Raw genomic sequence first — 19,798 nt, 5'->3', positions numbered from 1 at the left:
CAATCTGGCAAATAATCGGCATAAGTGATAATATTGTTATGCAGATAAATGGCTTAGAGGTTGAAGGATGTTGTTTATCTGTACTAACCAATGTTAGCCAAAGAACATCTTTCCATACTGAATTTGTCCAGAAAGAAGAATCAACGGTGTATCCAAGGAGTTGGCAAAGTTTCTCAAAAATCCACTGTAATCTAAAAGCAGGACAAAACGTATRRWCACTTGACCTAAGTTTAAGCTACAGGCACTCAGTGGATCTGTGTTGTCTGCTAACGTCGCTGGGTTTCCATCTGCGCCTGTGGCTTCGTTATAGTTTGTTACTCCATCACCATCACAGTCTGCATTACGCCAAGTGGTACTCGTATTCGCCAACACTTGACCGATGCCCCATACACATGAGTTCGTTGGTTGTGGATCTGTGTTGTCTGGGTCGCCATCTCCATCTTGATCTCCTGCTGCTGGTACGCTTATCGTTACTGTGGCACTTGCACACACATTTGGTGTTACTAAAGTGTTACATACTTGATAAACAACCGTTACGTTAGGCCCTCCTGGTTCTGTCGCTGATGGCGTGTAGCTCATTACTCCTGTTGTTGGGGCAAAGGCTACTGTACCACTTGCATTTCCGCCTATTCTCGTAATTTCATTACTCGCTACTGGTAAGAAATCATCATTCGATAATACACTTACGGTACTCGTCAATCCAAATGGAGCTGTCAAAACATCATTAACTGCCGTAGCAACTTGTGGATTCAAGTCTGTTTCGTTTGGATTACCATCTTTATCACAATCTAAGGTTTTCCAGCTTGCACTTACATTGCCTATCACTTGGTCTACCTTGTTGTAACTACATCCATCATTGGGATTCGTGTTGTCACCCAATGTTAATGGATCGTCATCTGTCCCTGTTGCTTCTTTGTAGTTCGTTACACCATCTCCATCACAGTCAGCAGTACGCCAAGCTGTTGTTGTATTCGCTAATACTTGACCTGTTCCCCATGCACATGGATCTGTAGGCTGTGGATCTGTTATATCAGGATCTCCATCTCCATCTGTATCGCCAGTTATTACCGTAATAGAGGTTGTACTGTTGTCATTCCCAGTTAGGTTGCCTGTCGTTTGAGGACCATTAAATCCTAATGTTCCTGTTACTGTGAGGGGACCACCAATATTTACGCCCGTATAGCCTATCACTATTTGACTACACTCTCCGGGAGCAATCGCAACCGTATTTTCAAAACGTAAGGTAGTCGGGTTATTGATATCTATCGGAAGTACTGTCCACCCTGTAGTCGTAATTGGTATGACAGAACCAACTAGACTACTAGGCAATGTAATCAAAGGACGTAATCTATTGGCAGCAGCACTACGGCTACCGCCATCATTATTACAAATATCCACTGTCACCCGACCCAAGGTAGATCCTTGAGTCACGGTGGATGGTTGATTGATAATATTGATACTTACATCTTGAGCCTGAATCTTTACACTAACTAGTGTCAAGCAGACCAGAAGAATTACTATTTTTTGCAAAATGTTCATAATGCTTGCTTTTTTTAGTTAGCTGTGATTTTCGTCTCTACTGTATTGTTGTTTACTCTTTCTTCTCCAGCTGAACCGTAGATAATGGTTACTGTAATATTTTGACTTGTATTGCTTGGTACATCTGACTTACGTGCTACCGTAAAGCCTATCGTTTTCTCACCATTTTGTGGAATCACTACGCCTGCTTTAGCTGTCACTGTAATGAAGTTGGCATTCTCTGTGAATGTCCAATCACTATTACTATTTGCTTTACCTCCAAATACATTTGAAGTACCTGAAGTCGATGGATAAGTAATCGTAAAGCCTGAAATCTTCGCAACTCTGAATCCAATCGTGCTACCTGCTACATTTGGCTTGTCGTTGATTTCATACACATTTACCACAAAATCTCTAGAAGCACCTGCTGTTAAGAATTCCAAACTATTAATCTCCGTAGTTGGTGTTAAGTCTGGTAATAAAGCGTCTTTCCATACATTTGGTAAACCATCTACTGGTGTCAAAATACCATCTCCATCTGGATCACAGTTCGTCGTACAATCTACTATACCATCTCCATTCGCATCCAAATTAGGATTCAATCCGCCTTCCTCTAAATCACTAATGCCATCATTATCGCTGTCCAAGTCGTAAGGATTTGGTTTACTATCATTGTCTGTATCCAAAAGATCTAAGAGTAGACCAGGTGCAGCTGTAGCTGGAATACCTAATACAGTGATAATACCATCGGCCATACCGTCTCCATCTAAATCTATTCCGTTAGCTTCATCTACGTCGTTGATACCATCGTTATCACTATCTAAGTCTAAACGGTTTGGAATACCATCGCCGTCAACATCTGCACTTAGCTGAGCATTTTCAACAGTATCCAAGATACCATCATTATCATCATCCAAGTCATCAACATCTGGTACGCCATCTGCATCGGTATCGGCTGGAACTGTAATATTTACAGTAGCGGTAGCACATACACTTGGTATCGTAGCGATGTTACATACCTGATATGTTACAGTAACTGTTGTACCACGTTCTGCTAAGGTAGGCGTATAACTCAAGATACCTGTAGCTGGAGTAAATACCGCAGTTCCCGCCGCTGTACCTCCTGTTTTTGATACAGTAGTAGTTGCACCTAACAAGAAATCATCATTTAGTAATACATTAACAGTACTCAATGAACCATATCTCGCCACTAATGCATCATCTAGCGCTGTAGGTACTTGAGGGTTAGGGTCTGTCCCATTTAGATTCCCATCTTTATCACAATCCAATAACTTCCATTCTGGACTTGTACTAGTTAACACCTGATCTACTGCATTGTAACTACAGCCATCTAATGGATTTGTGTTGTCAGCAGTTGTAGCTGGATTGTTGTCTGTACCTGTTGCTTCTTTGTAGTTTGTTACTCCATCTCCATCACAATCGCCGTTTCGCCAAGATGTGCTAGTATTTGCTAATACTTGGTTGGTAGGATTATAACTACAACCATTCAAGTAATCAGTACCATCTGTGATCTCTTGAGCATTGGTTACACCATCTCCATCTATGTCTGGATTAGCCTCACGATAGTCAGGAATGCCGTTGGTATTACTATCTGGTAGAGCTGGATTATTCGCATCTCCATAACTTGCACTTCCATCAACTGGCGTTACAATACCATCTCCATCAAGGTCTGTGATAAGATCCACTCTTCCATCTCTATTTACATCAAGGGTTGCTGCATTGGCAATACCGCTTTCTAACAAATCGCTTAATCCGTCGTCGTCGCTATCAATATCTAAATAATCAGGAAGACCTGTACTATCTGTATTAATAGGAGCTGGATCATTACTATCTCCTCTTGTACTATTACCATCGGCAGCACCAACGATACCGTCTCCGTCAGGGTCTGTACCATCAACAATACCATCTCCATTAGCATCGATCAAGGCAGGATTACCACTTTCGATAATATCATTAATACCATCGTTATCACTATCCAAATCATAGGGATTTGGACGAGTATCTAAATCTGAATCTGGTGGAATTGTTCCTGTAAGCTGATTAGCACTTGCGGGGATACCTGTAAGTCCAGATGCACCATCCGCAATACCATCATTATTAGCGTCCACTCCGCCAGACTCAATCACATCATTGATACCATCGTTATCACTATCTAAATCTAGGCTATTAGGAACACCATCTCCATCTAAATCAGCAGAAAACTGAGTATCTTCAAGAGTATCTAGAATACCATCATTATCGTCATCTAAATCAATTGTATCAGCAATTGTATCTCCATCTGTATCTAAGAATACGGTAATAGAGGTTGTACTAAGGTCATTTCCCGGTAGGTTACCAAAAGTTGGTAATCCATTGAATTGTAAAGTACCTAAAACAGGAAGTGGACCTCCAACCGAAACACCTGTGTATCCTAATACAATTTGGGTACATTCTCCCGGTGCAATTGCTGTAGTATTTCTTAAGCGAATTGTTTGACCATCATTAGAAATAACAGTCCATCCTGTGATTGTCACTGGAACTACAGAAGTTCCAGTGATTAAATTCGGAAAGCTAATTACAGGCTCTAATTTTCCAATAGCAGCATTTCGAGTACCACCATCATTATTACAAATATCCACAGTGACACGTCCCAAAGTCGAACCCTTTGAAACGGCAGCAGGCTGGTTGAGAATATTGATACTTACATCCTGCGCTTCCACTTCACATAGCCCTCCAGTAATGAGAGCTGTAACGAGCATTAGTTGTTTTATACGTCTCATGATTTCTAGTTTAGTTAGTGTTAGTTAGCAGTGATTTTAGTTTCAACAGTGTTGTTATCTACTTTCTCTTCACCAGCTGAACCGTAAATGATAGTCACTGTAATATTTTGACTTGTATTACTTGGTACACCTGACTTACGTGCTACGGTAAAGCCTATGACCTTCTTCCCATTTTGTGGAATCACGACACCCGGCTTAGCTGTCACTGTAATAAAGTTGGCATTCTCTGTAAAAGTCCAATCGCTATTACTGTTCGCTGTTCCGCCAAACACATTTGAAGTACCCGAAGTCGATGGATAAGTAATCGTAAAGCCTGAGATTTTGGCAACTCTGAATCCAATCGTGCTACCAGCTAGATTAGGTTTATCGTTAATTTCAAACACATTTACCACAAAATCTCTAGGAGTTCCTGGTGTCAAGAATTCCAAACTATTAATATCCGTTGTCGGTGTTAAATCTGGTAACAAGGCATCTTTCCATACATTTGGTAAACCATCTACTGGTGTCAAAATACCATCTCCATCTGGATCACAGTTCGTTGTACAATCTACTATACCATCTCCATTCGCATCTAAACTAGGGTTCAATCCGCCTTCCTCTAAATCACTAATGCCATCATTATTGCTGTCTAAATCATAAGGATCTGGTTTTAAGTCATTGTCTGTATCTGGTGGAGTTAGACCTAAGCCTGCTGTTGATGGAATCCCCGTTGGAGAAACTAAACCATCTGCCATACCATCGCCATCTATATCTATACCATTGGCCTCATTTACATCATTGATACCATCGTTATCACTATCTAAATCTAAGCGGTTTGGTATGCCATCACCATCGGTATCTGCACTTAGCTGAGCATTTTCAACGGTATCCAAGATACCATCATTGTCATCATCCAAGTCATCAACATCTGGTACTCCATCTGCGTCTGTATCTACCGGAACTGTAATAGTTACAGTAGCAATAGCACATACATTTGGCGTAGCTGCTGTGTTACACACTTGATAAGTTACAGTTACTGTCGTACCACGTTCTGCCAAGGTAGGCGTGTAAGTAAGTACTCCCGTTAACGCGTTAAAGCTTACTGTTCCGTTGGATGTTCCTCCTGTTTTTGACAGAGAGGTGCTCAAGCCTGGTAGGAAGTCATCATTGGCTAAGATGTTAAAGCCTGTAGCACTACCATATTTAGCGGTAAACGCATCTGCTACTGCTGTAGGAGTTTTAGGATTTGGATCCGTACCATTTGGATTACCATCTTTATCACAATCCAATAATTTCCATGCTGCACTTGTACTACTCAATACCTGATCTACTGCATTATAACTACAGCCATCTAATGGGTTCGTATTATCAGCAGTCGTAGCTAGGTTATTGTCTGTACCAGTAACCTCTTTATAGTTAGTTACACCATCGCCATCACAGTCACTATTTCTCCATGCCGTTGTTGTACTTGCCAATACTTGATTCGGTCCCCATACACAACCATCTGTAGGTGCGGGGTCTGTATTGTCAGGGTCTCCATCGCCATCCAAGTCTCCTGCAGCAGGTACACTAATCGTTACCGTTGCAGTAGCACAAACATTTGGTGTAGCTGCTGTATTACATACTTGGTAAATGATGGTAACATTTGTCCCTGGCTCAGTTGGCGCTGGACTATATGTCAACAATCCTGTAACAGCATCGAAACTATGGGTTCCAATAGCTGTACCACCTGTTTTTGTAATTGAAGTACTTAAGCCAGGCAAGAAATCATCATTTGTCAATACATTTACCGTACTTGGTACGCCAAAAGGCGCTGTCAACATATCTGAGCTCGCTGTTGGAACTTTTGGATTAGGATCAGTACCATTAGGGTTACCATCTTTATCACAGTCAGCATTTTTCCAGTCTGTATTTGTATTAGCAAATACTTGATCAGCAACATTGTAACTACATAAATCTAATGGATTGGTGTTATCTGCTGTTGTAGCTGGGTTTCTATCCAAACCATTGATTTCGTCTTTGTTTGTTACACCATCACCATCGCAATCACCTGTACTGGTTGCTACTAATGTTACTTGAGTGAGATTTAAACTACAAGCACTCTTAGGATCTGTATTATCTGCTGTAGTCGCAGGATTTCCATCTGAACCAGTAGCTTCATCATAGTTTTTCACACCATCACCATCACAGTCAGCATTACGCCAAGCTGTAGTAGTATTAGCCAACACTTGGTTTACGCTCCATACACATGGGTCATTTGGTGCAGGGTCTGTACTATCTAAGTCACCATCACCATCACTATCACAAACGTTGATTGTTACGGTAACAGCTCCAGAAGCAGGGCTGTAGCAGTTAGCAGTTGCATCATAATAGAAGGCGTAATAAGTACCTGCTCCAGCTGTACCAGAAGTACTTAGTGCTGTACCTGTATGAGCGTTATTAGTAAACCAAACCAAAGTCGAACCTACTGGAGTAGTACTTGTTACAGCACTGTTTAGGTTAGCTGTTGCAGCTGGACAAATGTTAGCAATTGCAGCAGTAGTGCCTCCTCCAGATAAAGTTGGAGCTGTAAAGCCAGCAGTTGTTGCAGAACGCAATACAACACCATAAACACGTGTGGTTCCTACGTTTACCCCCACAAGGTTGGCAATTGAGATACGAACCTCATTAAATGGTTTGGTAGTTTTAAAGCCTATCACCTGACGAGTAGAACTCAATAGTGTTAGTGAAATCAAACCGCCTGCATTACTTTCTTGAGCAACACCATTCAAATAAGTTGTTATGGTAGCGTTACTAAACAAGCTAGCTCCTAATAGACTGCTGTTTTCAACATCATAACCAGCAAAAGTTCCAGCAGGGTAAGTTGTCACTGCATCTTTTACTGAAATAGACCCACTACTGAGTACACCAGCCGTCAAAATAATGTCAGCATAGTTTGAAGTACTTGCATCCAGTACATTTGCTGTATTATTAACAGCACAAGCCACACATGCTGCACCACTGATACCTGTCAAGCTTCCATTCAATACTGCTGGATAAGTAGGAGACACAATGTAGGTATCACCACAAGTTAATGCAGGACCAGCACACAATTTTTGTACTACAAGATTGTAAACATTCGTAGTACTGATAATACCCAGTAAGTTGGTTATTTGGAACTGTACTTCATCAAAGTCTTTTGTTGTCACAAAACCTACCAATTGATTTCCTGAACCTGTCAACAAAGAAGAGTTTACTGAAAGTAAAGTTCCAGTTGTTGATGTTTCCTGTAATACTCCAGCTTTATAAGTCTTGATAGTAATACCCGAAAGCAAGTTGGCATTGATCAAACTGGTGTTTGCAATATTAAAACCTGCAAATGAACCAGCAGTATAAGTAGTCAATACATCTTTTACAGAAATAGAAGAAGTACTACCAAGTGCTGCGGCCATTGTAATAGTAGCAAAATCTGAAGTACTTGAAGTGATTAAGTTTTCAGAATTATTAATAGAACAACCTACACACGTCAATCCTGAAATACCTGTATTAGCATCATTAATCACAACAGGATAAGTTGTATTAGAAAGGATGGTCTGTGTGTTACAAGTCAAAGCTGTTGGTGCGCAGAATTTTTCAATTACAGGATAATAAACCTGTCCTGAGAATAATGCACCAACCAATGTTGTATATCTAATACGAACTTCATCAAATGGTGCTGTTGTTACAAAACCTACTGTTGCTAAACCTGAACCGTCTAGCAAACTAGACTCAATACCAATCAAACTAGTAACAACATCTTTGCCTTCTACGAAAGCACCATTATTATAAGTTTCGACTCTCACACCTGATGCGATACTACCACTAATTAAGTTAGCTGATCCGATTTTGAAACCTGCATAATATCCTGCTGGATACGTATCAGCGGCATCATTATCTTTTACAGCAATCGTGATATTACATCCTAAACCAGTTAAGTTAAAGCTAACATTATTGGTCAAGTCAGCATCTACTAAGTTGGAGTTATTACCTGATATTATTGGTAAACAGAGACCTCCAGTTGATCTACTAGCAGATAAGTTTGTGTAAAGCGAGTTTGTCCAAGGAGACTTTGTATTACAAGGTCCACCCGTTGCACCCGTTCCAGAACAAGACGATACAAATACATCTACTGAGTTTGAAGCTGCACTGTAGCAACCTGTAGTGGCGTTATAATGAAATGCATAATAAGTACCATTAGTAGCTGCCGTAGGCGTTGCATAAGCAGTACCAGTATGTGCATTGTTTGTAAACCATACTAAAGTAGACCCTGATGGAATTGCGCCAGTTACTGCACTATTCAAATTTACCGTTGTTGCAGGACACACATTTAATAAGCTTGAAGAGCTTATTACTGGAACAGCCAACGCAGGATCACATGGATCTAAAGGATTGGTTCCATTTGTTTTTTCTGTTGAGTTACTGATACCATCACCATCACAGTCAGAAGTATTCCAACTTGAAGAAGGAGTTCTTGTTTGGCTCGCTAAAACAAACGAGCAAGCATCCATAGGATCTGTACCATCTAAACCTTCCTGACCATCTGTTACACCATCACCATCAGCATCATCGGAAGACACAGCAATAGTAATAGAACAAGTTCCTGTAGCATTTGGAGAGTTAATTGTTAAAGTTCTTGTACCAGTCGCACCACTACCATCATAAGTAATAGGAATATCAACAAATGTTTCGCCTTGTGCAATCGAAGTCGTGAAAGGCGATGGAGTCGAAACGATACCAGCACCTGATACTGTTACAGTGAGTGAAGCTTGACCGTTGACTGCATTACTAATTGGAACTCGTAAAGTAGATGTTTGCCCTGTTGTACCATTAGCATATAAAGGTGTACCTACCAATCCTGCTGATGGAGCCGAACAGTTAAATGAGAAAGTAGCTGGTACGTTAGTTACGGTAGCACAAGAACCCAAGTCACCAAAATTTAGTCCGCTTATTAACCCAACGTAAGTTGATACTCCAGTTGAAGCGTTGATTCTCCAGAGATCTGTATCAGACCCGTTAATACGAGAGTAGTAGAAAAAATCACCAAGGTATGCCAAACCATTACCAACAGCTTGTCCACCTGATGGGCCATTACCCATGGTAGGGAAAGCCCCTGAAGCAGTTACCACTTTTGTGGCAACTAAAGTAGTAGGATTAATTCTGTAAAGATGGGCTGCACTATTTTCCATCAAAATACAATAGAGGTTACCACTGGCATCCACTGCAATATCATTCAGCGTAGTACCGCTAACCCATGTCGCATCACCTGTAATGGTTCCTACTGAAGTACCATTGCCCGTACCTGTCCATTTAGTTAAAGCCTTCGATGCTATACCATACACGACACCAGAAGCTGGATCTGTTCCTAAACCAATTGGAGAAGCAATTGTATTCCCTGTAGAACTCAAAGTAGCTGTTGTGGTCTGAGCAGGCGCTGTATAAATGGTACCACTAGCGTTATTAACAGAAGTAACAAATCGGTTTTGATTCAAATTACCAGGAATAGGACCAAATGCCATATTACCTTGGTTTGTTTGATTACCTTCTGCAACTAATGTAGTGGCTAATGTAGACAAATCAATTCTATATATAGAGTGAGTACCTGCAACTACTCCAAAAAGTTCATTACAACTAGGCGCGGTAGTGGGTACAAATACATCACAAGTAGCCAAATCTAAGTTAATATTTGGAGCGGATCCCAAAAACGAAGCAAGTTGGATAGAAGTCTTTACAGTGCCTTGTCCAGTATTTGGGTTAATCTCATAAATCTTCGCATAAACCGTTGTTGTCAATATTAGACCAGAAGTCGTCAGTTCTGTGGCATAAATCTTATCGTTGAAGAAAGCTATTCCTTGAAAGTTTGAAGGAATACTACCACTTAACTGAATTACCTGAGAAGCAACTTTTGTAGACAAATTCACCGAATACAAATAGCTCGCACTACCATTTTTGACTGGCACATACATTTTGCCAGTATTGTCAAAAAACGCATCATTGGATATAGACCCTCCAGTCCAAGTAGCATCACCTGTAACCACCCCCAAATCAGCTGATGGAGAAGGATACACTTTTACTAAATGTCTATCGGAAGTCATACCATACACGTACCCAGCATTGGCCCCTGTAGTAAGAGGATTGGTTGTTAACCCTCCTAAACCAATCGGAAGCGTAATACCTGTACTAGAGTTGTTCTTAAAAACCGTAGAACCAGACGTTGTTTGAGAAGAAACAAACACCCTAGAGCTAAGGTTTGTAGCATCCGGGCCAACAGCCAAGTTACTCTTTCCTGTCGTCATGGTCGTGACTAACGTCTTAGAACCATCAAGAGCAGAAATAGAATAAACCTTTCCGTCGTAGCTGTTAAGTAAGAACAAATCTGTACAGTTTTGTCCTAAAACAGGCGAAACAAAGAAGACAAATGCAAACTGAAAACTAACAAAAGCGAATATCCTATTGATAAGGATATTTCCCAAATAGCTAAGGCATTCAGTGAATACATTCGATGCTCCAAACAATTTCCGCATGGCGTGGGAAAATGTAATTGTTGAATTCATCTAATTACTTAGGGGTTAAATTGAATAAAAGGGTTCAATGCAATTGCTTTCTTGGCGAAAGAAAACAATATCTTATACCTCCCCGTAGGAGGTGCTGTCAATCAGGAAATAATTCGAGAACTCAATCTTTGAGAAGAAGATGGAATTGAATTACGCAGCGAAACGTATATAGCCTCAAGAAATACTCATTCTTGAAAAAATGCGTAAATGAAGAAAGTAATGTTTTTATCATGGCGGACAGCTTTAAACTACAAATTATTAAATCAACTACTGGATCACTTAAGCTTTATCATATTCATGGCATATACAAAACGTAACAAATGCCCAAAAGTCACCAAAGCAAAATATGAGAACTGAATAAGATGATAAAAGCTTAGAAATGTTATTGAATTATCACAAACGAGAAGATTATCTTTTCTGACAGAAGAATCATAAACTTAAGCGGGGACTACTTCTGGCAAAATAATAACCTTTGTAAGCACTAAGTCAATTAAAATATATTAGTGGGTGGTTGTTAATACTATGGCAAATTGTTTAATAGTATTATTAGCAAAAAGAATACCAAAAATGTATTTTTATATTAATCACCCATAAAAAACTAAGAAATACTTAAAATAAATTTTGATTCAGTAGTGGAAAGGAAAATAACCTAAGGTGAGATTTAGGTATGAAACTTGTGGAATAAAGAAAATGTAATTTCAACTAAAAAGACCGACTCATCTATTATTTTTTACAATTATAAAGAGAGTTGTAAACAAACGAGCAGACTGCTATATTGCAAGAACAATAACTCAATACTTTAGAACTATTCTCAAAAAATCAAGCTAACCTTAAAGAAATTAGAATGAATCGCTATAATTACTCCGAACAATCGACCTAAATAATGTAGCAATTCTGGAAGTAGAGGAAGAAATCCTCTAGACAATACGCCAAATTCTTAAGATTGCTCTATCAATTCGGTGACCTTTTTTGAAGTCTAAAGTCACTACACTAATTACAATAAATGCTATGTTCAAAAAAAATGTTTAATTATTGAGGATTCCGAAATCGCAATTGTAACGCTCAGTATGCAATTGGAAAAACTCTCCATGTACGATATAAGCGTGGCTCGAAACTATAATCAAGCAAAGTCATGCTTAAGTAATGATACTTATGATCTTATTTTTTTAGATATAAAACTACATGAGAGTTCTGGTTTAGATTTAGTAAGTGAATTTCCCAAATTGCCTCCCGTAATAGTAACGAGCTCCAACGTTGAGTTTGCTATCGATACTTACGAAATAAATTCAGTTATGGATTTCATTAAAAAACCAGTTACTGAAGATAGACTTATAAAAGCCATTGATAAAGCGTTAAATAGACAACAAACAAGCAATAGTATTGTCGAAAATAATTTTGTTTTCATCAAAACGGGTAGGCACGTGATGAAGTTTGATTTTGAAAAGCTTGACTATATTAATGCTTATGGAATTTATTCTAAAATTTACAGTGACAACAAATCAACTATCGTCAATGAATCTATTGCTTCTTTAGAAGAGGCTCTTCCAAACCAGATTTTTAGAAGGGTGCATAAATCTTACATTATCAACATCAAAAAAGTAACAGGATACGATCATAAAAACATCTTTATCAATGAGGTAGTAATTCCGATAGGTTTTTCATACAAAAAAAATGTCAGTGAATTTATTCAGTTTATTTAAAGAATCCTGACAAAATAAAAATACCTGCCTTTTTTAGAAAAGACAGGTATTTTTATTTTCTTGCCGTAAAAGAAAAAAGCATTTACGATTTCTCGTAAATGCTTGACAATTTCTGTGGACCAGCATGGGCTCGAACCATGGACCCCCTGATTATGAGTCAGGTGCTCTAACCAGCTGAGCTACAAGTCCCTACAAATACACACTGATAGTGCTTTTTCGTAATAGTGCAAAATTAATGAAATACTCATAATATTGCAAGTGGTCATAGGAAGAATTCAGCAAATAATCTCCTACTTTTGTACTTACTCACTGATAATGCAGTCATACTCAGCGAGTAAGTACTTGAGAATATTTTTCTATTTTAATCCTCAATAAGCTTCACAATATTATGAACAAACGCAAAATTGTAAATGATCCCGTTTATGGTTTTATCAATATTACCTCTCCTCTTATTTTCGACCTTATCGAACATCCCTATTATCAACGCTTACGACGTATAAAGCAACTTGGAACTGCCGATTATGTGTATCCTGGAGCCCTACACACCCGATTTCATCATGCACTAGGCGCAATGCACCTCATGCAAGAAGCACTTAATGCACTCAAATACAAAGGTCATGATATTTCTGAAGATGAATTTGAATCAGCACAAATGGCGATTTTATTACATGATATTGGTCACGGGCCTTTTTCTCATGTACTGGAACATACTATATTAAATCACGTACCTCATGAAGAAATTTCGCTTTTGTTGATGCAAGAACTCAACAGACAATTTGGAGGTGCGCTCGACATGGCGATACAGATGTTTAATGATACTTATTCTCGTCGATTTTTTCATCAACTAATTTCTAGCCAACTGGATGTCGACCGTATGGATTACCTCAATCGTGATAGCTTTTTTACAGGGGTACGAGAAGGCTTTATCGGGGCTGACCGCATCTTGAAAATGCTGGATATTGTAGACAATGAATTGGTGGTCGAACAAAAAGGGATTTACTCAATTGAAAATTTCCTGACAGCCAGACGCTTGATGTATTGGCAGGTATATCTACACAAAACTTGTATTTGTGCAGAAACTATGTTGATTCAGATTATCAAAAGAGCTAAAGAACTCATCAAGCACGGAGAAAGCGTATTTACTACTCCAGCATTTGGTCTATTCTTACATGAAGCCGTATCACTTGATGATTTTAGGTCTAATCCAACCTATATTCAGGCATTTACCGAAATGGACGATACAGATGTTTGGGGCTGCATAAAAGTGTGGGCAAAGCATCCCGACAAACTTTTGTCGAGTATCAGTCAAATGCTTTTAGACCGAAAACTTTATAAAATCATTTTGTTAGATGAGCCTATTTCAGATTCCTTCCTTGAAAAAATTCAAATCGATCTATTAAGTCAAGAAAATGTATATCCTGAAGACATCCCGTACTTAATGGTAAAAGGCCATATTACCAATGCTGCATACCTTTCTGAAAAACAAAGTATTAATATTTTAACCAAAGATAAAAAAGTCAAGGATATAGCTGAAGCCTCCGACTTGCCTACGATCAAAGCCTTGAGTAACATCGTCAAAAAATATTATATATGTTGGGCAAAGAATGTATATTTGCAAACTAAATAGTCCAAAACCATTAATGCAGTAAATAGGTTTCATAATTTTTTTGTCTAAAACCACAAGCATAGGTAAACGACTTACCACTCATAATTGATTACATGGAATTTACCGTTGAACAAATTGCTTTTATGCTAAATGGCGAAGTAAAAGGTGACAAGTCACTAAAAGTAAGCCAATTAGCAAAAATAGAAGAAGGAACTGAAGGTACTATCTCTTTTCTAGCGAACCTCAAATATGAACAGTATCTGTATACTACCAAGGCTTCTGCTGTAATCGTAGATAAATCATTTGAGCCGAAAAAAGCGTACTCCCCTACTCTAATATTAGTAGAAAATGCCTATACGGCGTTTACAACGCTCCTTCAAGAATATCAAAAATTGATAGCTGGAAGCAAGAAAGGTATCGAACAACCAAGCTTTATCTCTGAGAGTTCAACACTTGGAGGTAATCATTATGTAGGTGCTTTTGCTTACATCGGAAACAATGTAACAATTGGTGAAAATGTAAAAATTTATCCTCATGCTTATGTTGGTGACAATGTGAAAGTTGGAGATAACTCTACCATTTATGCTGGAGTTAAAATTTATGAAGGCTGTATCATTGGTAATCACTGTACGGTACATGCCAACGCAGTAATAGGTGCTGATGGATTTGGGTTTGCTCCACAAAGTGATGGAACTTACCAAACCATTCCACAACTTGGAAATGTGGTATTAGAAGACCACGTAAGTATTGGCGCCAACACTTGTATAGACCGTGCGACTATGGGTAGCACAGTCATCAAAGTAGGTGCTAAAATTGATAACTTAGTGCAAGTGGCTCACAATGTAGAAGTTGGCAAAAATACCGTAATAGCAGCTCAAACGGGTATCTCGGGCTCAAGTAAAATTGGTGAGAATTGTATGATTGGTGGACAAGTCGGAATAGCTGGACACCTCCAAATAGCCAATCGTACCATTATTACAGCACAAAGCGGTATTTCCAAAAATATCAAAAAAGAAGGAACTGTACTCAGTGGCTCCCCTGCCGTAGAAAACACAGAAAACCTTCGATCTCATGTATTGTATCGTAAGTTGCCAACTATCGAACAACGTCTTAGAGAAGTTGAAAACAAATTGAAATAAAATTTAGAGTTTATCCCAAAACTCCCAAATGAGCACTTTGCTCACACATATAAAGAAATGAACAATAAACAACACACTATCAAAAAGTCTGTTACGCTGTCAGGCGTTGGTTTGCACACTGGCGTTGTGTCAACAATGACTTTTTTACCAGCTCCACCAAACCATGGTTACAAGTTTCAACGAGTTGATTTACCGGGTCAACCTATTGCAGATGCTGATGTAGACCATGTTGTTGATATTTCTAGAGGTACAACTATCGAACATAATGGCGCACGTATCAACACGGTTGAGCATGTATTAGCTGCTATGGTGGGCTGTCAGGTAGACAATGTGTTGATTCAGTTAGATGGTCCAGAGCCTCCTATCATGGATGGAAGTTCTATCAAGTTTGTAGAAGCAATTCTTGATGCTGGTCTTGAAGAACAAGCTGCAAACCGTAAATTCTTTGAATTAACTGAAGAAGTTAGATATAAAGACCTTGAAAGAGGTGTAGAATTAGCAGCATTACCTCATAGCGATTATCGCCTAACGGTAATGGTTGATTATAACTCAAAATTCTTGAGTAGTCAGCATGCAAATTTGACGCACATCACGCAGTTCAATGAAGATTTTGCTAAATGTCGTACTTTCTGTTTTGTACATGAGTTAGAAGCTCTATACAATGCAGGTCTTATCAAAGGAGGTGACTTATCAAATGCTGTTGTTATTGCAGACCGTGATTATTCTGAAGAAGAATTGGAGCATTTAGCGATGGTTTTAGGAAAACCTAAAGTAAGTGTTTCGAAAGAAATTGGTGTGCTTAACAACGTAAGTCTTCATTACAAAAACGAAATGGCTCGCCATAAGTTATTGGATATGGTTGGTGACTTAGCACTTGTTGGTCGTCCTATCAAAGCTCAAATTTTGGCAGCTCGTCCCGGTCATGCAGCAAACGTTGCTTTGGCTAAGAAAATCAAGAAATTGATGTTAGAAGCTGATAAAAACCAAGTACCAAAATACGATCCAAAACAAACACCAATTCTTACCCACGAACGTATTTATCAGCTATTGCCACATCGTTACCCATTCCAAATGGTTGACAAAATCATGTATTTGGATGACGAAAGCGTAGTTGGTATCAAACAAGTAACCATGAATGAAAATTACTTCATGGGACACTTCCCTAACAACCCCGTAATGCCGGGTGTAATGCAAGTTGAAGCAATGGCACAAACTGGTGGTATTCTTGTACTTAGCTCAGTTCCAGATCCTGAAAATTACTGGCCATATTTAGTAGCAATCGAAAACTGTCGTTTCCGTAAAAATGTAACGCCTGGTGACACCGTAATTTTCAAATGTACGCTTTCCTCACCAATCCGTAGAGGTATTGCTAAAATGCACGGTACAGCTTATGTCGCAGGACAAGTTGTTTGTGAGGCAGATATGACTGCTAGCTTGGTTCGTAAGAGCTAATATAAACTATAGCAATTAGCAATTGAGAATTTATCTGTAGAGAATCTTGATCTGAGTTTTGTGCCAAAAGTATATTTATATAGGCTTTTTCTCAGCTAATTATCAGGATTTGACTATGATAAACCGTCATAGTACAATTTTATACAGAAAAGATTTATTACTTTTGACTAATTCTTTTCAAGTCTCAATGCAAAGATTACCGTAATTACTGAGCCTATTGAGTTTGCCTAATGTTGGCAGTGTAAAATTTCGATTAAACACATATTTCAAAAGCGAAGTAATTATTCTGAAAACAATACCATGACACAACCGTTAGCATATATTCATCCAAACGCCAAAATCGCAGAAAATGTAGTTGTTGAGCCTTTTTCAACAATTTATCAAGATGTAGAAATTGGCGAAGGAACTTGGATTGGACCCAACGTTACTATCTTTCCTGGGGCAAGAATTGGTAAAAATTGCCGAATCTTTCCAGGGGCGGTTATTTCTGCTATTCCACAAGACCTTAAGTTTGACGGAGAAGAAACACTAACCATTATTGGAGACAACACGACTATTCGTGAATGTGTTACTATCAACCGTGGTACTAAAGATAAATTTAAAACTGAAGTTGGCAAAAATTGCCTCTTAATGGCTTATGTACATATTGCTCATGATTGCTTGGTAGAAGATAACTGCGTGATTGCCAATAGTGTACAAGTAGCAGGACATGTGCATATCGGCGAGTCAGCTCGTATCGGTGGTGCTTGTGCTATTCATCAGTTTGTGAAAATTGGTAAGCATGTTATGATTTCTGGAGGATCGCTTATTCGCAAAGATGTGCCTCCTTTTACTAAGTCAGCACGCGAACCTTTATCTTATGTGGGTGTAAATTCTATTGGTTTACGTCGCAATGGCTTCAGTGATGAGCAAGTCAATCTGATTCAAGATGTGTATCGTTATGTATTCCTCAAAGGATTCAATACTACGGATGCACTGTCAAATATTGAACAAGATATTGCAGCAACTCCTGAGCGTGACGAAATAGTAGAGTTTATCCGTAATGCTGAACGTGGCATTATCAAAGGTCCACTTTAATCAGCCCATTTTACGATTTTAGATTCAATTCAAATAGGTAAGACAGCCCTGCTGTCTTACTTCTTTTTTTATGGAAATCATCACCGAAAATCTAGGAAAAAAATTCAGAAATGAATGGATTTTTAAATCTGTAAATCTTCGTTTTCAGCAAGGACAATCTTATACGTTTACAGGCTCGAATGGTAGTGGAAAATCGACTTTTTTACAGATTCTTTCAGGCTTTATTCCTGCCTCTGAGGGAAAAATCCTCGCATTTAAAAACCAAATCCCCCTCGAAATTGAGCAAATTTATAAGGAAATCAGTATCGCAGCGCCTTATCTTGAGCTTATCGAAGAATTTACGCTAGAAGAACTTCTTCAATTTCATATTCAATTCAAACCGCTGATTCAGCAGTATTCTATCAAAGATTTTATTGAGTTTATTGAATTACCCAAAGCACGCCAAAAAGCCATTAAGCATTTCTCGTCCGGTATGAAGCAAAGGGTAAAATTAGGTTTGACATTTTGGTCAGATACACCAGTATTAATGCTAGATGAACCTTCATCCAACTTGGACGCAAAGGCTACCAACTGGTATCTCGAAAATGTGCAAAAGTATTCTCAAGATCGAATGCTCTTTATTTGCTCTAACCAGCCCAACGAATACGAATTCTGTTCGAACATTTTCAATATTCAAGATTACAAATAACCTTTTGATAAGATTCAAAGGAGTTTTTTTTCAAAAATTTCTTCAAAATCAAGGGATTACCTGAGCAATTCTTATTTTTGTAGTCATTAAATATTCTCAACAAATCAACATTTTTGATTATGAAAAAAATAGCTATCGTTTTCGCTATCGTATTAGGAATACAAATTGGGGCTAAGGCTCAAAGTAACTTTGGTGAAAAAATTTCTGAAAAAGGAGCTATCTCTACGACAGATTTAGCCAAAAAAATGGACGGAAAAGAACAAGTCAAGGCAAAAGTTTCTGGAGTTGTAGAATCGGTATGTAAGGTAAAAGGTTGTTGGATGAAAGTTAAGCTAGAAGATGGTTCTAGTATGCGTGTGACTTTCAAGGATTATGGATTCTTTGTTCCGAAGGATATCGACGGAAAAACAGTGGTATTTGAAGGCTTGGCACAAGTTAAAACTACTTCAGTAGGTCAATTGAAGCATTATGCTCAAGATGCTGGCAAAACACAGGAAGAAATTGAAAAAATCACAGAGCCTGAAAAGGCTATTACCTTCGTAGCCAACGGTGTAATTGTGAAATAACATTGAGTGAATTGTAATTTAGCGGATGAGTGATTACTCTCTAAATCCCCTTTCATCAGTTGAGAAATCGTGTTTTTCTTCTGTATTATATTAAATCAAACATGAGTCATCCCGAATTTTTCGTGAAGACTTTTAAAAAAGAAACCTCCTTGTTTACTTTGTGAATTACGACAAACACAAACAAACAGGAGGTTTCTATGCATAAAGCATTTCTACAAAATAATGACATAAAATCGAGTAAGTCAAGACTCTCTCATTTACTTCTTCATAAACTTGATCTTTATCTTGCTGACGTCCAGTTATCGTTAGATTCTGTTCTGGATAAGCGTTTAGTTCGTACTTTTTACGATTTAATAGTTGCATCGACACAACTCTATGGGCTTATTGCTTAGTGAGTTAGGTGGCTATATTTGCGGTTTTTCACATGCTCCCGCTGGGACAAAACGCATTAGTAATCTGTTACGTTCCAAAAAATGGACATCTACTATCATTGATAATTTTCTCTTTAGTCAAACTCGAAAAAGGCTTGAATCGTTAGTAAAACAGGGAAAACGTCCGCTAATGCTTTGGGATGATAGTCGGCTAGAAAAGGCTGAATCTTGGTTTTTGGAAGGGCTTTGTAGTGTAGAAAGCTCAAAGGCAAAACGACTAACACGGATAAAAAAAGGATACTATTCTCCTCCTAATAAACGTATTTGTGTTCCTGGCTATCATTGGACAAGTA

The 19,798-nt window shown here is 38.5% G+C and carries 11 protein-coding genes, 1 tRNA gene and 1 pseudogene; 8 read left to right on the top strand and 5 right to left on the bottom strand.

Annotated elements, in window-relative coordinates; genetic code table 11:
- Positions 1-93 precede the first annotated feature (93 nt).
- From BWI92_RS21895 to BWI92_RS21885, 3 genes are read right to left on the bottom strand one after another with little or no spacing between them, the layout of a single operon-like run.
- Complete coding sequence (locus BWI92_RS21895) at positions 94-1,539, bottom strand: hypothetical protein (RefSeq protein ID WP_095166831.1); 1,446 nt, start codon at positions 1,537-1,539, stop codon at positions 94-96.
- 14 nt (positions 1,540-1,553) lie between these two features.
- The gene (locus tag BWI92_RS21890; RefSeq protein ID WP_141234879.1) at positions 1,554-4,298 is read right to left on the bottom strand and encodes a hypothetical protein; all 2,745 of its coding nucleotides are present in this window, start codon (positions 4,296-4,298) and stop codon (positions 1,554-1,556) included.
- Positions 4,299-4,318: 20 nt separating this feature from the next.
- Positions 4,319-10,816: an S-layer family protein gene (locus BWI92_RS21885; protein WP_095166827.1), complete on the bottom strand. Its 6,498-nt coding sequence runs from the start codon at positions 10,814-10,816 to the stop codon at positions 4,319-4,321.
- Between the two features lie 1,058 nt (positions 10,817-11,874).
- On the opposite strand from BWI92_RS21885, the gene BWI92_RS21880 reads away from it, so the two are divergent.
- A complete protein-coding gene (locus BWI92_RS21880; protein WP_310588946.1) occupies positions 11,875-12,546 on the top strand; it encodes a LytTR family DNA-binding domain-containing protein in 672 nt (223 codons plus the stop codon).
- Between the two features lie 115 nt (positions 12,547-12,661).
- On the opposite strand, the gene BWI92_RS21875 is transcribed toward BWI92_RS21880, so the two are convergent.
- Positions 12,662-12,735: transfer RNA gene (locus BWI92_RS21875), tRNA-Ile, on the bottom strand.
- Between the two features lie 199 nt (positions 12,736-12,934).
- Between BWI92_RS21875 and BWI92_RS21870 the strand changes: the two genes are divergently transcribed.
- The 6 genes from BWI92_RS21870 to BWI92_RS21845 all read left to right on the top strand — a co-directional run bounded on the left by BWI92_RS21870 (position 12,935) and on the right by BWI92_RS21845 (position 19,074).
- Positions 12,935-14,173, top strand: a complete 1,239-nt coding sequence (locus BWI92_RS21870; protein WP_095166823.1) for an HD domain-containing protein — start codon at positions 12,935-12,937, stop codon at positions 14,171-14,173.
- 92 nt (positions 14,174-14,265) lie between these two features.
- Positions 14,266-15,291 carry a UDP-3-O-(3-hydroxymyristoyl)glucosamine N-acyltransferase gene (gene lpxD, locus BWI92_RS21865; protein ID WP_095166821.1) on the top strand — a complete coding sequence of 342 codons (1,026 nt, stop codon included), beginning with the start codon at positions 14,266-14,268 and terminating at the stop codon, positions 15,289-15,291.
- A 57-nt stretch (positions 15,292-15,348) separates the two neighbouring features.
- Complete coding sequence (locus BWI92_RS21860; RefSeq protein WP_095166819.1) at positions 15,349-16,743, top strand: bifunctional UDP-3-O-[3-hydroxymyristoyl] N-acetylglucosamine deacetylase/3-hydroxyacyl-ACP dehydratase; 1,395 nt, start codon at positions 15,349-15,351, stop codon at positions 16,741-16,743.
- 300 nt (positions 16,744-17,043) lie between these two features.
- Positions 17,044-17,820, top strand: a complete 777-nt coding sequence (gene lpxA / locus BWI92_RS21855; RefSeq protein WP_095166817.1) for an acyl-ACP--UDP-N-acetylglucosamine O-acyltransferase — start codon at positions 17,044-17,046, stop codon at positions 17,818-17,820.
- Between the two features lie 70 nt (positions 17,821-17,890).
- Positions 17,891-18,508 (top strand): ATP-binding cassette domain-containing protein, encoded by a 618-nt coding sequence (locus tag BWI92_RS21850; protein WP_095166815.1) that lies wholly within the window; start codon positions 17,891-17,893, stop codon positions 18,506-18,508.
- Positions 18,509-18,627: 119 nt separating this feature from the next.
- On the top strand, positions 18,628-19,074 hold the full coding sequence (locus BWI92_RS21845) for a DUF4920 domain-containing protein (RefSeq protein WP_095166813.1): 447 nt from the start codon (positions 18,628-18,630) through the stop codon (positions 19,072-19,074).
- Positions 19,075-19,269: 195 nt separating this feature from the next.
- On the opposite strand, the gene BWI92_RS27410 is transcribed toward BWI92_RS21845, so the two are convergent.
- Positions 19,270-19,437, bottom strand: coding sequence for a hypothetical protein (locus BWI92_RS27410; protein ID WP_176464506.1), 168 nt, complete (start codon positions 19,435-19,437; stop codon positions 19,270-19,272).
- Positions 19,438-19,449: 12 nt separating this feature from the next.
- Here BWI92_RS27410 and BWI92_RS21835 point away from each other — a divergent pair.
- Positions 19,450-19,798: pseudogene (locus BWI92_RS21835) on the top strand (hypothetical protein); the annotation flags it as partial.

Source organism: Flectobacillus sp. BAB-3569 (assembly GCF_002270355.1).
Taxonomy (GTDB): Bacteria; Bacteroidota; Bacteroidia; order Cytophagales; family Spirosomataceae; genus Flectobacillus; species Flectobacillus roseus.
This window is presented reverse-complemented; position numbering and strand designations above follow the sequence as displayed.